Origin of the sequence: Pseudomonas putida (assembly GCF_028682475.1) — a bacterium.
Classification (GTDB): Bacteria; Pseudomonadota; Gammaproteobacteria; order Pseudomonadales; family Pseudomonadaceae; genus Aquipseudomonas; species Aquipseudomonas putida_AG.
Window position 1 is genome coordinate 18,706 of sequence record NZ_JANHLE010000043.1, and the last position, 16,234, is coordinate 34,939.

13 protein-coding genes and 1 pseudogene are annotated in these 16,234 nt (G+C 60.5%); 6 read left to right on the forward strand and 8 right to left on the reverse strand.

Annotated features, from left to right (window positions below; all coding sequences use genetic code 11):
• Nucleotides 1-28: 28 nt before the first annotated feature.
• The 5 genes from NPS47_RS23895 to NPS47_RS23915 form a co-directional block, all read right to left on the reverse strand.
• Nucleotides 29-802 (reverse strand): glucose 1-dehydrogenase, encoded by a 774-nt coding sequence (locus NPS47_RS23895; RefSeq protein WP_274297210.1) that lies wholly within the window; start codon nt 800-802, stop codon nt 29-31.
• Between the two features lie 63 nt (nt 803-865).
• Nucleotides 866-1,633 (reverse strand): SDR family NAD(P)-dependent oxidoreductase, encoded by a 768-nt coding sequence (locus NPS47_RS23900; RefSeq protein ID WP_274297211.1) that lies wholly within the window; start codon nt 1,631-1,633, stop codon nt 866-868.
• A 64-nt stretch (nt 1,634-1,697) separates the two neighbouring features.
• Nucleotides 1,698-2,813: a saccharopine dehydrogenase family protein gene (locus NPS47_RS23905; RefSeq protein ID WP_274297212.1), complete on the reverse strand. Its 1,116-nt coding sequence runs from the start codon at nt 2,811-2,813 to the stop codon at nt 1,698-1,700.
• Between the two features lie 44 nt (nt 2,814-2,857).
• Nucleotides 2,858-4,462, reverse strand: a complete 1,605-nt coding sequence (locus NPS47_RS23910; RefSeq protein WP_274297213.1) for an AMP-binding protein — start codon at nt 4,460-4,462, stop codon at nt 2,858-2,860.
• 202 nt (nt 4,463-4,664) lie between these two features.
• On the reverse strand, nt 4,665-5,906 hold the full coding sequence (locus NPS47_RS23915) for a thiolase family protein (RefSeq protein ID WP_274297214.1): 1,242 nt from the start codon (nt 5,904-5,906) through the stop codon (nt 4,665-4,667).
• Between the two features lie 238 nt (nt 5,907-6,144).
• Between NPS47_RS23915 and NPS47_RS23920 the strand changes: the two genes are divergently transcribed.
• The 6 genes from NPS47_RS23920 to NPS47_RS23945 all read left to right on the forward strand — a co-directional run bounded on the left by NPS47_RS23920 (nt 6,145) and on the right by NPS47_RS23945 (nt 13,337).
• Nucleotides 6,145-7,353, forward strand: a complete 1,209-nt coding sequence (locus NPS47_RS23920) for an acyl-CoA dehydrogenase family protein (protein WP_274297215.1) — start codon at nt 6,145-6,147, stop codon at nt 7,351-7,353.
• Nucleotides 7,354-7,368: 15 nt separating this feature from the next.
• Nucleotides 7,369-8,517: an acyl-CoA dehydrogenase family protein gene (locus NPS47_RS23925; RefSeq protein ID WP_274297216.1), complete on the forward strand. Its 1,149-nt coding sequence runs from the start codon at nt 7,369-7,371 to the stop codon at nt 8,515-8,517.
• A gap of 106 nt (nt 8,518-8,623) precedes the next feature.
• Nucleotides 8,624-10,471 (forward strand): DUF1302 domain-containing protein, encoded by a 1,848-nt coding sequence (locus NPS47_RS23930; RefSeq protein WP_274297217.1) that lies wholly within the window; start codon nt 8,624-8,626, stop codon nt 10,469-10,471.
• Nucleotides 10,472-10,494: 23 nt separating this feature from the next.
• A complete protein-coding gene (locus NPS47_RS23935) occupies nt 10,495-11,862 on the forward strand; it encodes a DUF1329 domain-containing protein (RefSeq protein ID WP_274297218.1) in 1,368 nt (455 codons plus the stop codon).
• A gap of 447 nt (nt 11,863-12,309) precedes the next feature.
• A complete protein-coding gene (locus tag NPS47_RS23940) occupies nt 12,310-12,612 on the forward strand; it encodes a DUF6124 family protein (protein WP_274297219.1) in 303 nt (100 codons plus the stop codon).
• A 422-nt stretch (nt 12,613-13,034) separates the two neighbouring features.
• Nucleotides 13,035-13,337, forward strand: a complete 303-nt coding sequence (locus tag NPS47_RS23945) for a DUF6124 family protein (protein WP_274297220.1) — start codon at nt 13,035-13,037, stop codon at nt 13,335-13,337.
• A 63-nt stretch (nt 13,338-13,400) separates the two neighbouring features.
• Here NPS47_RS23945 and NPS47_RS23950 read toward each other — a convergent pair.
• From NPS47_RS23950 to NPS47_RS23960, 3 genes and pseudogenes are all read right to left on the reverse strand, one after another.
• Nucleotides 13,401-13,634: pseudogene (locus NPS47_RS23950) on the reverse strand (IS110 family transposase); the annotation flags it as partial.
• Nucleotides 13,635-13,763: 129 nt separating this feature from the next.
• Nucleotides 13,764-14,954 (reverse strand): DUF6708 domain-containing protein, encoded by a 1,191-nt coding sequence (locus tag NPS47_RS23955; RefSeq protein WP_274297221.1) that lies wholly within the window; start codon nt 14,952-14,954, stop codon nt 13,764-13,766.
• 25 nt (nt 14,955-14,979) lie between these two features.
• Nucleotides 14,980-16,234, reverse strand: a 1,255-nt coding sequence (locus NPS47_RS23960; protein WP_274297222.1) for a DUF6708 domain-containing protein, incomplete at its 5' end; no start/stop codon positions are given.

A 16,234-nucleotide genomic window follows, 5' to 3' on the forward strand; every position in this document is an offset into this window, starting at 1 on the left:
GTCAGGGCTACTACCCTTGGTCCTGGCCTCAGGCGGCGGTATAGCCGCCGTCAATCACCAGATCGGAACCGGTGACATAGCTCGACTCATCGCTGGCCAGGTACAACACCGCATTGGCCACTTCCAGCGGTTGCGCCATACGCTTCATCGGCGTTCGGCCCAACACCTTTTCCTGCAGCGCCTGCGCCACCTCTGGCGGTAGTTGCGATACCGCTTTGACAAGCAACGGGGTTTCGACGAAACCCGGGCAAACCGTGTTGATCCGGATCGGATAACCGGCCTTGGCACAGTAGGCGGCAGTGGACTTGCTCAGCAAGCGCACCGCGCCTTTACTGGCGCAGTAAGCGGGCACCATGGGCTCACCCAGCAGCCCTTCAATCGATGCCAGGTTGATGATCGAGCCGCCGTTGTCCTTCATCTCGCGGATACCCAGCTGGATGCCGTGAAAAACGCCATCCAGGTTGATGTCCAGGGTCTTGCGCCAGTCAGCCCAACTCAACTGCTCGATAGGTCCCACGCCGGGAATACCGGCGTTATTGACCAAAACCTCGATGGCACCGCCCATTTCCCTGGCGGCTGCGATCACCGCTTCCCAGTCATCGCGCGAGCACACATCGTGGCGGGCAAACTGCACCAGCAGACCCTCGTCAACCAAGGATGCCGCAGCGGCTTCGCCGGCGGCTGCATCGATGTCGGTGATCAGCACTTTTGCGCCTTCCTGGGCCAGGCGTCTGGCGCTGGCGAAGCCGATACCGCTGGCACCACCGGTCACCAGGCAGATCTTGTCTTGCATACGTGGCATGGTGTTGTTCCTTATTGTTATCACGTTGCGGCATGAAGAATTGAACAGTGCGCCAAGCCCGACTCAGGCCCCCGACATACCGCCATCGACCGAGTAGGTGCCACCGGTGCAAAAGCGGCTTTCATCACTGGCGAGAAACAGTGCCAGGTGCGCCACTTCCTCCGGTTGGCCGTAACGCCCCGCGGGGATGCCCGCCTCGGTCTGGGCACGCGCCGCCGCAGCGGCACCTGGCGCGGCGCCTTCGGCAATCGATTCCATCATGCGCCCAGCGATCGGCGAGGGATGGATGGTGTTTATGCGCACGCCAGAGCGCGCGGTTTCCTGCACAGCGGAGCGCATCAAGCCAATCACCGCATGCTTGCTGGTGACATAGGCCGAGAACAGCGGAACGGCACGCAAGCCGGCAATGGATGAGGTAATGATCACACTGCCGCTGCCCTGCTTTTGCAGGTGCGGCAGCGCATACTTGAGGCCCAGCATGACGCCCATCACGTTGACGGCCAGGACCCGATGGAATACATCGATCGGGTAATCGACAACAGGCGCGGCCACACCCTCAATGCCGGCATTGCAAAACAGCGTGTCGATCCGGCCATGACGCTGCAAGGCGCTGTCGATATAACCCCGGACCTGGGCTTCGTCGCACACATCGGCAACCACATAGCTGACAGCATCACTGTCAAGCGCTGCAACGGCACGCTTGAGGTTCGCCTCGTCGCGGTCCACCAGTACCACAAAAGCCCCTTGCTCAACGAACAGCTTTGCCGTTGCCGAGCCGATATCACCGGCACCACCGGTGATCACTGCCACATTGCCTGCCAATCGTTTCAACTCAAACTCCTCGGTGCGCAGCCGCACCTGTGTCACTGTTCAACCGAACCTGTTTTGCAGGCGATCAGAAAGTTTTCTCGGTACGGCAATGCAGACCGTCCTCGGCCAGCGCCGCAATCAGCTCACGGTGGCCGAAGGCACGCGTAACCGGCTGGAAGCCAACCGCCTTGAGACGGTCGGTGACAATGCGCAGAGCCGCTTCGGCGCACAATGCGCCGGTGCCGATGTAGCCGCAGTTGGAGTACATGACCACGTGCTTGCCACCGTTGACGCCGCGTCCGTAGCAGGACAGGAGCATGCGGTTGACCTTGGGGTTCTCGCGCGGCAGGCCGGCCGAATCCGGGGCAATTTCGTGCCCCCAGGCGTTGGTAATTTCTTCCAGTTCGGCGGCGGTTTTGGTCTTGGTCAACTCCTGGTACTGGGTCATCTTGCCAATCAGGTAATCGACCATCGGGCCTTTGGGCACGGCTACGATCATCCGGCAGTTCTGCACGCGCTCATCGTGCGCCAGCCAGATCGGTTCGAAGCCACCACCCCATGGGAAGCCCTGGTGCGTCACGTGGGTGCCCGGCACGTTCACTTCGAAGTTGGGGATGGCCGGCCAGGTGGCCATCTTGCCGCCTTCCTTGTAGGGGTTGGGCAGGCAGATCATGCGCATGAATGACAGCGACGAGGCGTAGGTCGGGGTCGCCCGCGGATCATAGAGAATCTCCAGCGAATCGATCTCCGGGTCTTCCAGGGCGATCTCGGCCGCCAGCATGCCGTAGACGCCCAGATAGGCGCAGCACGGCGAGAGCAGCAGGCCCTTGTCGGCGAAGGCCTGGCCGTACTGATCGCGCAGCAGCACGCCCCAGTCCTGCTCACCGGTGGTGTCGATATAGTGCACCCCGGTGCTGAGCGCCGCCTTGACCACCGGCTCACCCAGTTGCCCATAAGGGCCGACCATGTTGATCACCACTTTCGCGCCGTCCAGCAGGCGAGTCAGCGATGCTTCATCGTGCTCGACGACTTCGATCTGTACATTGTGTTGCCCAGGCACCTTGCGCAGGGCTTCTTCGATCTTGTCGCGGTTGCGTCCGGCCGCGATGAACGGCAGCTTGCGCTTGGTCAGGTATTCGGCAACCAGTTGCCCGGTGTAACCGCTAACGCCATACAGCACGATTGGATTTTTGGCAGTCATGGATGTGTCCCATCGGTGAGTTCAGTGATTGAGTTGTCGCTGTTTCAGCTGTGCCGCACTTCGGTAAAGACCGAACCGCTGTGGGGATCGAACATCTCCAGCAGATGACGGTCCTGGGGTTTTTCAGAGGCTGTTTTGGGAATTTCCCTGAGCACCTGGATGTACTTGGGCACAAAGTTCGCCTCGAGCTTGCTGCGGCAGGCGCGAAAGATTGCCTGCGCATCGAACGCCTCCGGCCTGGCCGGTACGACGCTGGCGACCACGTCCTTTTCTCCCGGCGCACCACTGGCGGCCTCGACGCCCCAGACATAGACGTCATCGACGTTGTCGCAATCGACGATGGCTTTCTCGACAAAGCCGGGGTTGATGAAATCACCGTTGGCACGAATGCCACCGCCGCTGCGATAGAGGAAGTACAACCAACCGTTTTCGTCCTCACGCACGATGTCGCCCGTCCACAACCAGCCATCGCGGCATTTGTTCTGCGAGGCGGCCGGGTTGTTGAAGTACTCGACAGTGAATGGGGTGCCATCGGCCGAGCGGAACAGCAACTCGCCCGGTGCGCCGGGCGCTACATCGACGCCCTGCTCGTCGACGATCCGGTGCTGCATGCTCGGCACCGGCTTGCCGATGCTGCCGATCGGCCCGGTACCGACAGGACGGAACGTCAGGCCACCCTCGGCACAGCCGTAAAATTCCAGGATGTCGACGTTGAAACGTGCCTCGAAGGTGCTCCAGATCACCGCCGGCATACCGGCCGAGACCACCAGGCGCACCGGATTCTGTGCATCGTCCGGTCGTGGCGCATTTGTCAGGATTGCGGTGGTCATGCCGCCGAGCAGGGTGAATGAAGTGCAGCCGTACTGGCGGGTGATATCGAACAGCCGCGACTTGGTGAAACGTCGAGACAACACACAACGCAAGCCCATGACCAGCGCCGGGCCAAGGGTCATGACCTGGGCGTTGCCGTGGGTCAACGATAGCCCTGAATACAGGCAGTCATCGCGGCGATAGCCGGTCATCAGCGGCGCCAGGGACATGGCCGTGCACAGGCGTTCGTGGGTCATCACGATGCCTTTGGGATCGCCTGTGGTACCGGAGGTGAAGATGATCTGCAAGGCACTGGCAGCGGTCGATCTCGACTCGATAGCGGGCAGCGCCTGCGGCATGACCCGCGACCATTGGAATACACCGGGATAGTCAGCAACCCGACAGTCGCCTTCATCGCTATCAAGGCCGACCACCCACTCCAGGGAAGGCACCCGGTCGCGCACTGAACAGACGTGATCCAGCGCATAGTCAGCGGCGAATACCCCCTTGCAGCGCGCGTTGTCGAACATGAACGACAACTTGTCGCCACGGGTCCGCGGGTCAATCGGGACACACACCGCACCGGCGATCGAAGCGCCGATCATCAACTCGATAAACTGCGGATGGTTGGCCATGACCAGGGCGAAATGATCGCCCGGGGCAATGCCGAAATCGATCAACAGCCGGGCAATCCGTTGACCGTTTTCCCAGAGTTGGCGGTAGGTGCGGACTTCATCCTCGCGTACCCCCGCGCCTTCTATGGTCAGGACAGGAAAGTCGGGATTGCTTTCGGCGCGATTGGCGATGATTGCGCACAGCGTTACTTCAGCACGGGCCATGCTCGACACTCCTTATCCTGACTATCAACGATGGACATACTGCACTCCTTCTAAATGGGGGTTTTCAACGTCCGGCAGACACCAGGGAACAAAGGGTGCCTTGCATCTGCCCAACATCCTTGCGCCTGATCCGGCGCGCGACAATCACCCTGTTGGGCGATGGGCTCACTCACACCGGGGTAAAGCGCTGCGTCGGTATCGCTCAGACCCGGCCAAGAATGGCGATGTGCTCGCAGCTTTCTTCGACCCGCCACAAGCCGCCGCCATTGACCTGGGCGGCGAAGCGCGCGCCTTCGACCTGGCGCTTGGCACAATTGCCACGCAGTTGTTCAACCAGTTCGAAAATCTGTCCCAGGCCGGTGGCGCCCACCGGGTGCCCCTTCGATTGCAGTCCACCTGAGGGGTTGATCGGGATCGAGCCGCCGATCGAGGTTTCGCCGCGTTCGGCGAGAATGCCGCTCATGCCCGGCTCGCGCAGTCCGAGGCTTTCGAACAGCATCAATTCGCCGACCGCCGAGGCGTCGTGCAGCTCGGCCACATCGATCTCGCCCGGGGCGATACCGGCCTGCTTGAACGCAGCCTCGGCGCACAGCCTGGTGCAGGCATTGGCGTAGTCATCCACCGCCCGCGCAGAGGCTGAGCGCACCACACTGGCCATGACGCGAATCGCACGGTGGCGGTCAAAGCCATACTTTTTCAACGCTGACTCGGTGCACAGGATTGCCGCCGAAGCACCGTCAGAAATCGGTGAACACATCGGCACTGTGATCGGATAGGTCACCGGCGGCGCAGCCAGGACCTCCTCGATGGTCATCGGCATCCGGTACTGTGAGCGTTCGTTGTGTACCGAGTGGACGTGGTTCTTCGCCGAGGCAGCAGCGATCTGACGCTGGGTGATATCGAAGCGCGCCATGAAACCGCGCCCGAGAGCGGCATACACGTCCATGAACGGGCTGTACGGCTTGTCCGACTGCGAGCCGGGTGGCGGCACGATGCCCTTGCCCAGGGCCGCAAGCCAGCTGGCGTTTTCGTCCTGGGTTTCGATATCCCAGGCCGAGTCAAAGGCGCTGAACATCTTGGCTTTGTCGTGCGAATACATCTTCTCCGCCCCCACCGCCAGCACCACATCAGCAGCACCGGCGCGCAACTGGGTGACGGCCAGGTTGAACGCCATGCTCGACGACGCGCAGGCAGCCTCCAGGTTGAAAATCGGAATCCCGTCGAAGCCAAGCGGCAGCAAGGCAACCTGCCCGCGGATCATGTGCTGGCCCTCGAAGTGGCCCTGGGTGGTGTTGCCAAAGAACGCGGCCTGCACCCATTTTCTGTCGCACCCGGCATCCTTGAGCGCGTCTTGCACCGCCCACGCGGTCAGTTGCTTGATGCTCTTGTCCATGTGCCGGCCGAACGTGGTCATGCCGACGCCAACGATGTAGATGTTTTCCATGCTGTCTGCCTTGAGAGGAAAGGAGGTCACCAGCCCTTGAGCGGGGATGCCGGCTTTTTCAGCCTGTGGGCCACGGTAGTTTTCGCCGGAAAAAAAAAGCACCCCTCGTACAGAGGGGGCGAATTGCCGGGCTGCCCTTCCTAGGATGGGCGGGTGCGTACGACGGGTCGCCTGCTCCAGACAAGGCCAGACCGATGCGCTCGGCGTCGCCTCCCCTATCCTCCGATGGAGCCTGAGCATGGACTTTCACCCCGACCAGGGCCTCACTGCATTCCGCCAGCAAGTGCGTGAGTTCCTGCACCACAACCTGCCCGCCGACCTGGCAGGCAAACCCAGCGCGAGTATCCGCTCGGCACTGGCCGACCTGATCCGCTGGCAACGCATTCTCAACGCCAAAGGCTGGGGCGCGCCGTACTGGCCTCAGGAGCACGGCGGTACCGGCTGGAGCGTGCTGCAACGATTGATATTCGATGAAGAATGCGTAGCGGCCGGAACCCCCACCCAGGACGGGTTCGCCCAGAAATTGCTCGGCCCGGTGCTGAACGCCTTCGCCACAGCCGAACAGAAGGCCGCGCATCTGCCTGCCATCTTCAATGGCGACCGGCTCTGGTGTCAGGGCTTCTCGGAACCGGGCTCAGGTTCGGACCTGGCATCACTGCGTACCCGCGCCGAGCGCGACGGCGATGAGTATGTGGTCAACGGCCAGAAAATCTGGACCAGCTACGCCCATCAGGCCGACTGGATATTCCTGCTGGTGCGCACCGATGCTGAGGCGAAAAAGCAGGCCGGTATCAGCTTTCTGCTGGTGGACATGCGCTCGCCCGGGATCAGTGTTCGTCCCATTCACAGCATCGATGGCTGTCACCACCTCAATGAGGTGTTCTTCGATAACGTGCGCGTACCGGTAGGTAACCGCATCGGTGCCGAAGGCGACGGCTGGAAGATCACCAAGTTCCTGCTCAACAACGAACATGCCACCGCTGCCGACCTGCCGATCCTTCGCCGCTATCTGCTGCAACTCAAGCAACTGGCGAGCAGCCAGCGGGTCGGCACGGGCGCGCTGATCGAGCAGCGTGAGTTTGCGCTGCAACTGGCGCGCTTCGAAGCCCAGGTCACCGCCATCGCCATGCTGGTCAAGCGCGTCGCGGCCATGGAACAGGCGCGCGATCACAGCCCCGCCGCCCACGCCCTGGGTTCGATGCTGAAAGTGCGCGGCACCGAGCTGCAGCAACGCATGACCGAATTCATGGTTGAGGCACTGGGCGAATACGGCGCCGTGGCGTACCCGACGCCGGAAAACCTCACGCTGCAGGCCCTCCCACTGCCAGCAGAGGACATCGCTCGCGGTATCGCCATGGAGATGCTCTTTCGCCGAGCCTCGACGATCTATGGCGGTACCAGCGAAGTACAACGCGGCATCATCGCCAAGCTGCAGTTCCAACTCTGAACAGGCCAACCCAGCATGAATTTCTCTCTCGACTACGAGCAGCAAATGCTGCAAGACAGCGTGCGCCGTTTCATCGACAAGGATTACCCCTTCCAGGCCCGCTCCGCCCAGGTCCAGACCGGCCTGGCCGGCAGTGCGGCGCACTGGCCGACGTTTGCCGCCAATGGCTGGCTCTGCGCCGCGTTGCCTGAGGCATTCGGTGGCCTCGGCGGCTCGATTATCGACACCGTACTGATCGCCCACGAGTTCGGCCGCGGCCTGGTGCTCGAGCCCTTTGTGGGTAGCGCCGTGCTGGCCGCACAAACCTTGGTCGCCGCCGCGACCCCGGCGCAACTGGATCAATGGGTCCCAGCGCTGGCCGATGGTTCACGCCGGCTCGCCCTGGCGTACAGCGAAGTGCAATCGCGTGGCCTGCCACAACCGGTACAGCTACGCGCGGATGCCGTCGACGGTGGCTACCGCCTGCACGGCGTCAAGACGCTGGTCCTCGGCGGTGCCGACGCTGCGGTGTTGATCGTCTCGGCGCTGACTGCGCAAGGGGTTTCGCTGTTCCTGGTCGACGCCGCCAGTTCCGGTCTGAGCCGTCAGGCACTGCCGCTGCACGATGGCAGCTGGGCTGCCCAGGTGCAGTTGGACAACGTATGGGTCAGTAGCGATGCCCTGCTGGGCGCGCCTGGCAGTGGCCTGACGGCACTGCAGCACGGCCTGGCGCACGCCACCGCAGCGCTGTGCGCAGAGTTGGTCGGGGTCATGGAGAAGGCCATTGAGCTCACCGCCGACTACCTGAAGATCCGCGAGCAGTTCGGCATGCCGATTGGCCGTTTTCAGGCCCTGCAACATCGCATCGCCGACATGGCCGCCGACCTCGAAATGGCCCGGTCAATGCTGATGGCCCTGCTGGATTCGATCAACAACGATCACGCCGACGAAAGGCAACTACGGATTTCGCAGGCCAAGGCCTTGATCGGCCGTACCGCCAAATCGGTCTGCGCCCAGGCCATCCAGCTGCATGGCGGCATCGGTACCAGCGAAGAATGCAGCATCGGCCATTACTACAAGCGTGCTGTGGTCGCCGACCTGCTGCTGGGCCATAGCGACCGCCATGAAGCCCTGTGCGCCGATTACCTGCAAGCCACGTTGCAGCCTGGTGATCGCACGGCCTGATAGCAGACAAACGACCTGCCCTGCCCCCCCTCCCTGAGGGGGAACAAAAAAAATTCCGCTGCCATAGCGTAATGGGGCTGTTTGACAACACTCATCGGAGTACCGCATGACAACAACAATAAAACACGGTTCTTTCCAGCTACACCTGCTGGCTGCGGCTGTCACCCTGGGCATCAGCGCCCAGGTGGGTGCGGTTGAGTTCACCCTGGGGGAAATCGAAGGGCAATTCGATTCCTCGCTGTCGATCGGGTCAAGCTGGTCGACCACCGGGGCCGATCGCACATTCATTTCCAACTTCAACTCACAGGGTGTCGACGGCAGCGGGTCGGCGCGGGTGATTGATGACGGTCGTTTGAACTTCAAGTCGGGCGAAGCCTTCTCGACCATTTTCAAAGGCGTGCACGACCTGGAACTGAAATACCGCGACAGCGGTGTGTTCATCCGCGGCAAATACTGGTACGACGCGGAACTGGCCGACGGCCACCAGCACTTCTATGACATCTCCGACAACGGACGGGACCAATCCGCGCGCACCAAGGGCGCCCAGTTTCTCGATACCTTCGTCTACCACAACTACAGCATCGACGATCTGGCCGGCAACGTACGCCTGGGCAAACAGGTGGTGAGCTGGGGTGAAAGCACCTTCATCCAGAACGGTATCAACGCCATCAACCCGGTCGACGTCGCCGCCCTGCGCCGCCCCGGTGCCGAGGTCAAGGAAGGCCTGGTGCCGGTGAACATGTTCTACCTGTCCCAGGGCCTGGCGGAGAACCTCACCCTTGAAGGTTTCTACCAGATCGAATGGGAAAAGACCGTGGTCGACAACTGCGGCACCTTCTTCAGCCTCGATGGCATCGCTCAGGGTTGCGATGACCGCCAGGTGCTCGCGGGCCTGGACCTCAAGCCCGGTGAGGCGAGCAACACCGGCGGGCTGCAGGCCGTGGCGGCGGGCCTGGACAACGTTTACCTGCCGCGTTCCAAGGATCGCGATGCGCGTGACAGCGGTCAGTTCGGCCTGGCGCTGCGCTGGTTTGTACCGGAGTTCGAAGATACCGAGTTCGGCATCTATGCGATGAACTATCACAGCCGCAACCCCTACGTCAGCTTTACCGGTACGCCGATTGCGCCCAGCACCTCGAACAACCCGTTGCTGGCCGCGCAGAATCAGGTCCAGCGGATCCGCAGCGCCAGCTATTTCATCGACTATCCAGAAGACATCCGTCTCTACGGCCTGAGCTTTCAGACCAACGTGATGGGTACCTCAGTCGGCGGCGAACTCAGCTACCGGCCGAACATGCCCCTGCAGATCAGCACCCCCGACCTCAACCTCGCCGCCATCAACGCCACTGCAGGGCCGGTCGGTATCTCACCTGTCAGCTACAACAATGGCGTGATCAGCGGTTACAAGCGTATGCCGGTGCTGCAGGCGCAAGTCACCGCTACCCAGTTCATCGACCAGGTCCTGGGCGCTGAACGTTTAGTGCTGGTTGGCGAAGTCGGCTACAACCGCATCAACGGCCTCGGCAGCGCCGATGGCAGCGAGATTCGCTTCGGCCGCAACCCGGTTTTCGGTGCCGGCGAGTACCCCGGTGGCCTCAATGCAGTGTGCGCGGGTACAGGTGTGGGCACCCCTGCCGCGAGCAATCCGCAGCAGGAGTGCAACAACAACGGGTTCTACACCACCCACTCCTGGGGCTACCGCGCACGGGCGATCCTCAACTACACCAACGTCGTCGCCGGCATCAACCTCTCGCCCAACCTGGCCTGGTCACATGATGTACAGGGCTACGGGCCGAACTTCGAAGAAGGCAACAAGGCGGTAAGCATCGGCGTGGATGCCGACTACCGCAGCACCTATACCGCCAGCCTGAGTTACACCGACTACTTTGGCGGTGACTTCAACACCCTGACCGACCGTGATTTCGTTGCGCTCAGTTTCGGCGTGAACTTCTGAACACTCAAAGGCAGAGAATCCACATGAATACGATCGCTATCTTTCAATCCGGCGCATTGGCTTTGTCGTTGTTGGCAGGCAGCGCCCTGGCCGCCGTCTCGCCACAGGAAGCGGCAAAGCTCGGCACGCTCCTGACTCCCCTGGGCGCCGAAAAAGCCGGTAACGCCGACGGCAGCATCCCCGCCTGGAACGGTGGCCTCAAGCCCGGTGCTGCAGCTGCCAAAAATGGCTTCCTTGAAAACCCGCTGACCAACGACAAAGTACTGACCGTTATCACCGCAGCCAACGTCGAGCAGTACAAGGACAAACTCAGCGCCGGTCAGTTGGCGATGTTCAAACGTTACCCCAGCACCTACAAGATCGAGGTCTATCCCACCCGTCGTACGGCTGCGGCGCCGCAGAACGTCTACGATGCGGTGAAAACCAGTGCCCTGCATACCGAATCGGTCAATGAGGGCAACGGCCTGAAAAACTTCGAGCAATCGCACTACTATGCTTTTCCGATTCCAAAGAATGGCATTGAGGTGGTGTGGAATCATCTGACCCGCTACAAAGGCCCCAACTACATCCAGCGCCAGGTCCAGGCCGCGCCGCAGGTCGATGGCAGCTACACCCCGGTGGTCATCGAGATGAAACTGGGTTCGCCGTGGCTGATGAAGGATGTCGATCCGCAAAAGAGCAGCAACATCCTCTACTACATCACTCAGACCATCGTCTCGCCCGCACGTCTGGCCGGCACCGTGACCCTCGCGCACGAGACCCTCGACCAGATCAAGGAACCGCGCATGGCCTGGGCCTACAACGCCGGCCAGCGCCGTGTGCGCCGTGCGCCGCAAGTTGCCTATGATGGTCCGGCCAACGCTGCCGATGGCATGCAGGTGGTCGACCAGATCGATATGTACAACGGCGCACCGGATCTGTATGACTGGAAGCTGATCGGCAAGAAGGAAATGTACATTCCTTACAACAACTACAAACTGTGGTCACCCAAGGTGACGCTCGATGAGATCATCAAGCCGGGGCATATCAACCAGGACCTGGCCCGCTACGAGCTGCATCGGGTCTGGGAAGTGGAAGCCACGCTCAAGCCGAGCCAGCGCCATATCTATGCCAAGCGTCGCATGTACTTTGACGAAGACACCTGGCAGCTGGCCCTCATCGATCAATACGACGGGCGCGGGCAACTGTGGCGGGTCAGCGAAGGCCATGCGGTCAATGACTACGAGCAAGGCAAGGCCACCTATGCCGCAACCAGTGTCTATGACCTGATTGCCGGTCGCTACGTGGTCTCCAACCTGCAGAACGCCAGCAAGCAAGGCACGGACTACAGCTACCAACCGACCATGACTGACTTCACCCCGGCAGCGCTGCGCAACTCGGGCGTGCGCTGATCTTCGGCAACTGTCGCAGGCGGGGGACGGCCTTGAGCTACTTTTCAGGGGTACCACTCAAGGTTCAGTCCCTCGCCTCAGGTAGGTTGCAAGCAACCCGGGCCCCGGCTGCGCAGTGTAGCTCCGACAGTCATCTGCGAAAAATCGTGATGCTGTAGGTGTTTTCTGTCAGACCGTTCTGAATCATACTTCCGCCACCGTTGCTCTGTTGTGCCGCGCCCTTCATGGGCCTAGGCTTCTGCCGTCGTTGGAAAATCCAATGACCGGATTTAGCAGTCCGAATGCGCATCTAGAGTTCAACGGAAACCGCTATATGGCGGCTGTACGTGGGGCACCTTCGGGTGCGCCGGTTTCGCTCTAGGTGCCCGGTCTGCTAACCCGCGTATAGCTGCCACCCTTCGTTTAGCAGCGAAGCGTGGCCGCTCCACCGCACCTTCGGAGCACGTCATGAAGAAATTGGTCTCCGATCCCCCCAGTATCGACCTTTCCAATGCAACCACCGCCAACACTGCGTTCGGCACCAATCGCATGTTCGCTGTCCGCGCCGGTATTCCAGCCGAAGAAGCGCTGCTGCACGCTCGCCATCTGCTGCAATGTGCCGAGGCGACGGTCAGCGATGCGGTCGATCACCTCACGCTCAACGACCGTTCCCTGGTGTGCGGCGCGGGGCAGCACATCGAGACGGCGCGTGCGCTGATCAATGCCGTGCTTGATGGGGTTGGCGTACAACGGATCTTCTCGCCTCATTAGCCGGTCGCCGACTGAAAGCATCGCGGAGCAAGCCCGCTCCCACCGGGAATTTGAGATCGCCAGTGGGAGCGGGCTTGCCCCGCGATAGCGCCCGCAAGAACGCCCCCACAACCCGCATCGACAAATCGCGAGATTGTAGGTGTTTTCTGTCAGACCATTCTGAATCATACTTCCGGCGCCGTTGCTCTGTTGTGCCGAGGCCTTCATGGCCCTAGGCTGCTGCCGTCGTTGGAAAATCCAACGATCGGATTTAGCAGTCCGGCTCAATACTCGATGTCGACGGCACAACGCTATATGGCGGTTGTACGTGGGGCACCTTCGGGTGCGCCGGGTTTCTCGAGTTACCGGTCTGCTAACCCGCGTACAGCTGCCACCCTTCGTTTAGCAGCGAGGCGTGGTTGCTTCATAACTTGAGGTCAACCATGAAAAAGCTCGTCCCCGATCCCCCCAGTATCGACCTTTCCAACGCTACCACCGCCAACACCGCGTTCGGCACCAACCGCATGTTCACTGTCCGCGCCGGCATTCCAGCCGAAGAAGCGCTGCTGCATGCCTGCCATCTGCTGCAATGTGCCGAGGCTACGGTCAGCGATGCGGTCGATCACCTCACGCTCAACGACCGTTCCCTGGTGTGCGGCGCGGGGCAGCACATCGAGACGGCGCGTGCGCTGATCGATGCCGTGCTTGATGGTGTGGGTGTAAAGCGGATCTTCTCGCCCCATTAGCCGGTCGCCGATTGAAAGCATCGCCGGGCAAGCCCCACCGGCTGGATCAACCTGTGGGAGATTCTATGGTTGAGGGCAAGGCACTTTAGCCCCCTTTGAGATGTATTCGCCCTGGCTTTTAAGCAGGGCGAAGGCGACTCGTGCCAGCTTCCGGGCCAGGATCACCAACGCTTCGGTGGTCGCCTTGCCCCTGTTCCGGCTGTGCTCATAATTGCCTTTCCAGGCTGCTGTGCGGCTGGCCGACATCGAGGCGTTATGCAGTAGCCGACGTGTTTCCGAACAGCCTCTTTTGGTCAGGCCTTGATCCGGATTTCACCGGCCTGAGGCCGCTGGCTGCGAATGTCCGGGGCAGGCTCGGTGTCGGCGGCTTTGTCTTGGCGTTTGAACAGTTTGCTAAACATCACCACCCTGCCCGTTGACGCGCCATCAATGTAACCCCGCCGCTTTGCACGCCTCGACAAAGGTCGCGCCTTTCTTGTCCATGGCCTCTTTGACGATCTGATTGGCTTTTACCAAGGCCGGGCTGGGCTTTGCCCATTGCTCCGGTGGCAACGGTTGTGACCATGCCTGCACAGATTCCGGCAGCGTCGGGCGCCCCTTGCGGTGTCCCCATTCGGCCAGCAGGTAAGGCATCTTCCAGAACACCAGCACGCGACGGATGTACCAGAATCGCAAGGGCCATGGGCTGCGCTTGGGATAACCAAACCGCTCACGCTCTTTGGCAGAAAGATCGGCACCCTCGTCGTTCATGTGGCACCTTCTGCGCGCATCTTCGCGTTCGAGCTCAAAAGTGTGCAGCCCTTCGTAAGGCTTGAGCCGATCCCCGGTTGGAATCAACCCCAACACGGCCAGCATCGGGTTCGGCGTATCCACCAATTGCCCGTCTTCCATATAGTTACGGATCGACGCCCACATCCCGAGCGAATGGGCGTCGCTGGGTTGTGGCAACAGGAGAAACTGCACTTTGTCTTGTTCCTCATCCTCCAGCCCCATGCCCAAGGTGTATTGGCGGGTGGCGCCATAGCTGGTGACGCCCTGGGTGTTGCTCACCCAGGCGACCACACTTTCCCAGGGCACGATCAGGACACGGTGGGTTTTGCCGTCGACGTAACAGACTTCGCGGCGTTGGCGGTTGAAGCGGACGGGGTAGGTTTTTGCCGCTTCGTAAACGCTGGAGATCATTCCATAAAAGTACGCTCCCATTGGAATGATAAGTAAAAGCGAGCCGCCAGCAAACACTTCTATAAAGCCTCCAATAAGATCGAAAAACTTTCTATCTATTCCGGGCGGATTAAATATCGCGAGTCCTATAGAAATAAGAGTAGGTACAACAAATGCCGTAAACAGTGCCATCCAAATACCCGCCGCGAAAATCTTTCCTTGCTCAACCATTCCCCTGTTATTGCCACCCAGCTCCAGATAGGTGTCGTTCATCTGCGAAAAATTACGCCGCGATGATTGAACCTGTCCGGTGTAAACCGGCAACGGCGACAGGAACAGGGTTTCGTTCAAGCCCTTCACCCGGATTTCACCGGCCTGAGGCCGCTGACTGCGAATGTCCGGGGCAGGCTCGGTGGCGCCGGTTTTGTCTTTGCGTTTGAACAGTTTGCTAAACATCACCACCCTGCCCGTTGACGCGCCATCAATGTAACTCCGCCGCTTTGCAGGCTTCGACAAAGGTCGCGCCTTTCTTGTCCATGGCCTCTTTGACGATCTGATTGGCTTTTACCAAGGCTGGGCTGGGCTTTGCCCACTGTTCCGGTGGCAACGGTTGTGACCATGCCCGCACGGATTCCGGCAGCGTCGGGCGCCCCTTGCGGTGGCCCCATTCGGCAAGCAGGTAGGGCATCTTCCAGAACACAAACACCCGACGGATATACCAGAAACGCAAAGGCCATCGGGATCGCTTGGAATAGCCATAGCGCTTTCGTTCTTCGTCCGTTAAATCTTCGCCACCATCATCTAACGAGCCCAGCGCGCGAGCGTCCTCGCGTTCGACTTCGAAGGTGTGCAGCCCTTCGTAGGGTTTGAGCCGGTCTTCGCTCGGAATCAGACCTGCCAAGGCCATTATCGGGCTAGGGGTATCCACCAATTGACCGTCTTCCATATAGTTACGGATCGACGCCCACATCCCGAGCGAATGCGCGTCGCTGGGCTGTGGCAGCAGAAGAAACTGCACCCTGTCTTGTTCCTCATCCTCCAGCCCCATGCCCAAGGTGTATTGGCGGGTGGCGCCATAGCTGGTGACGCCCTGGGTGTTGCTCACCCAGGCGACCACACTTTCCCAGGGCACGATCAGGACACGGTGGGTTTTGCCGTCGACGTAACAGACTTCGCGGCGTTGGCGGTTGAAGCGGACGGGGTAGGTTTTGGCCGCTTCGTAAACGCTGGAGATCATGCCGTATACATAGGCGCCGAATGGAAGAATAAACAGAACAGAAGTTTTGGTAGATACCTCGAGACCGGTAAATAAATCATGGAGTGGGTTAGGGAAATTTTCTGGATAAAAGAGCACGCCGAATAGAACGGCAAGGCCTGGAAGGATAAAAGCCGTAAACAACACCATCCAAATGCCAGCGGCTAAGATTTTTCCTTGCTCAACCATCCCCCGGTTACTACCACCCAGTTCCAGATAGGTATCATTCATCTGCGAAAAATTACGCCGCGATGATTGAACCTGTCCGGTGTAAACGGGCAAGGGCGACAGGAACAGGGTTTCGTTCAAGCCTTTGACCCGAATTTCACCGGCACAGGGCCTCTGATTGCGAATGTCCAGGGTAGGCTCGGTGACACCGACTTTGTCTTTGCGCTTGAACAGTTTGCTATACATCGACAGTCGCCAGGTCATCTCTGATGAGCAACTTGAAAGGCGCCTTGCCCGTTCCGGCGGGCATGCT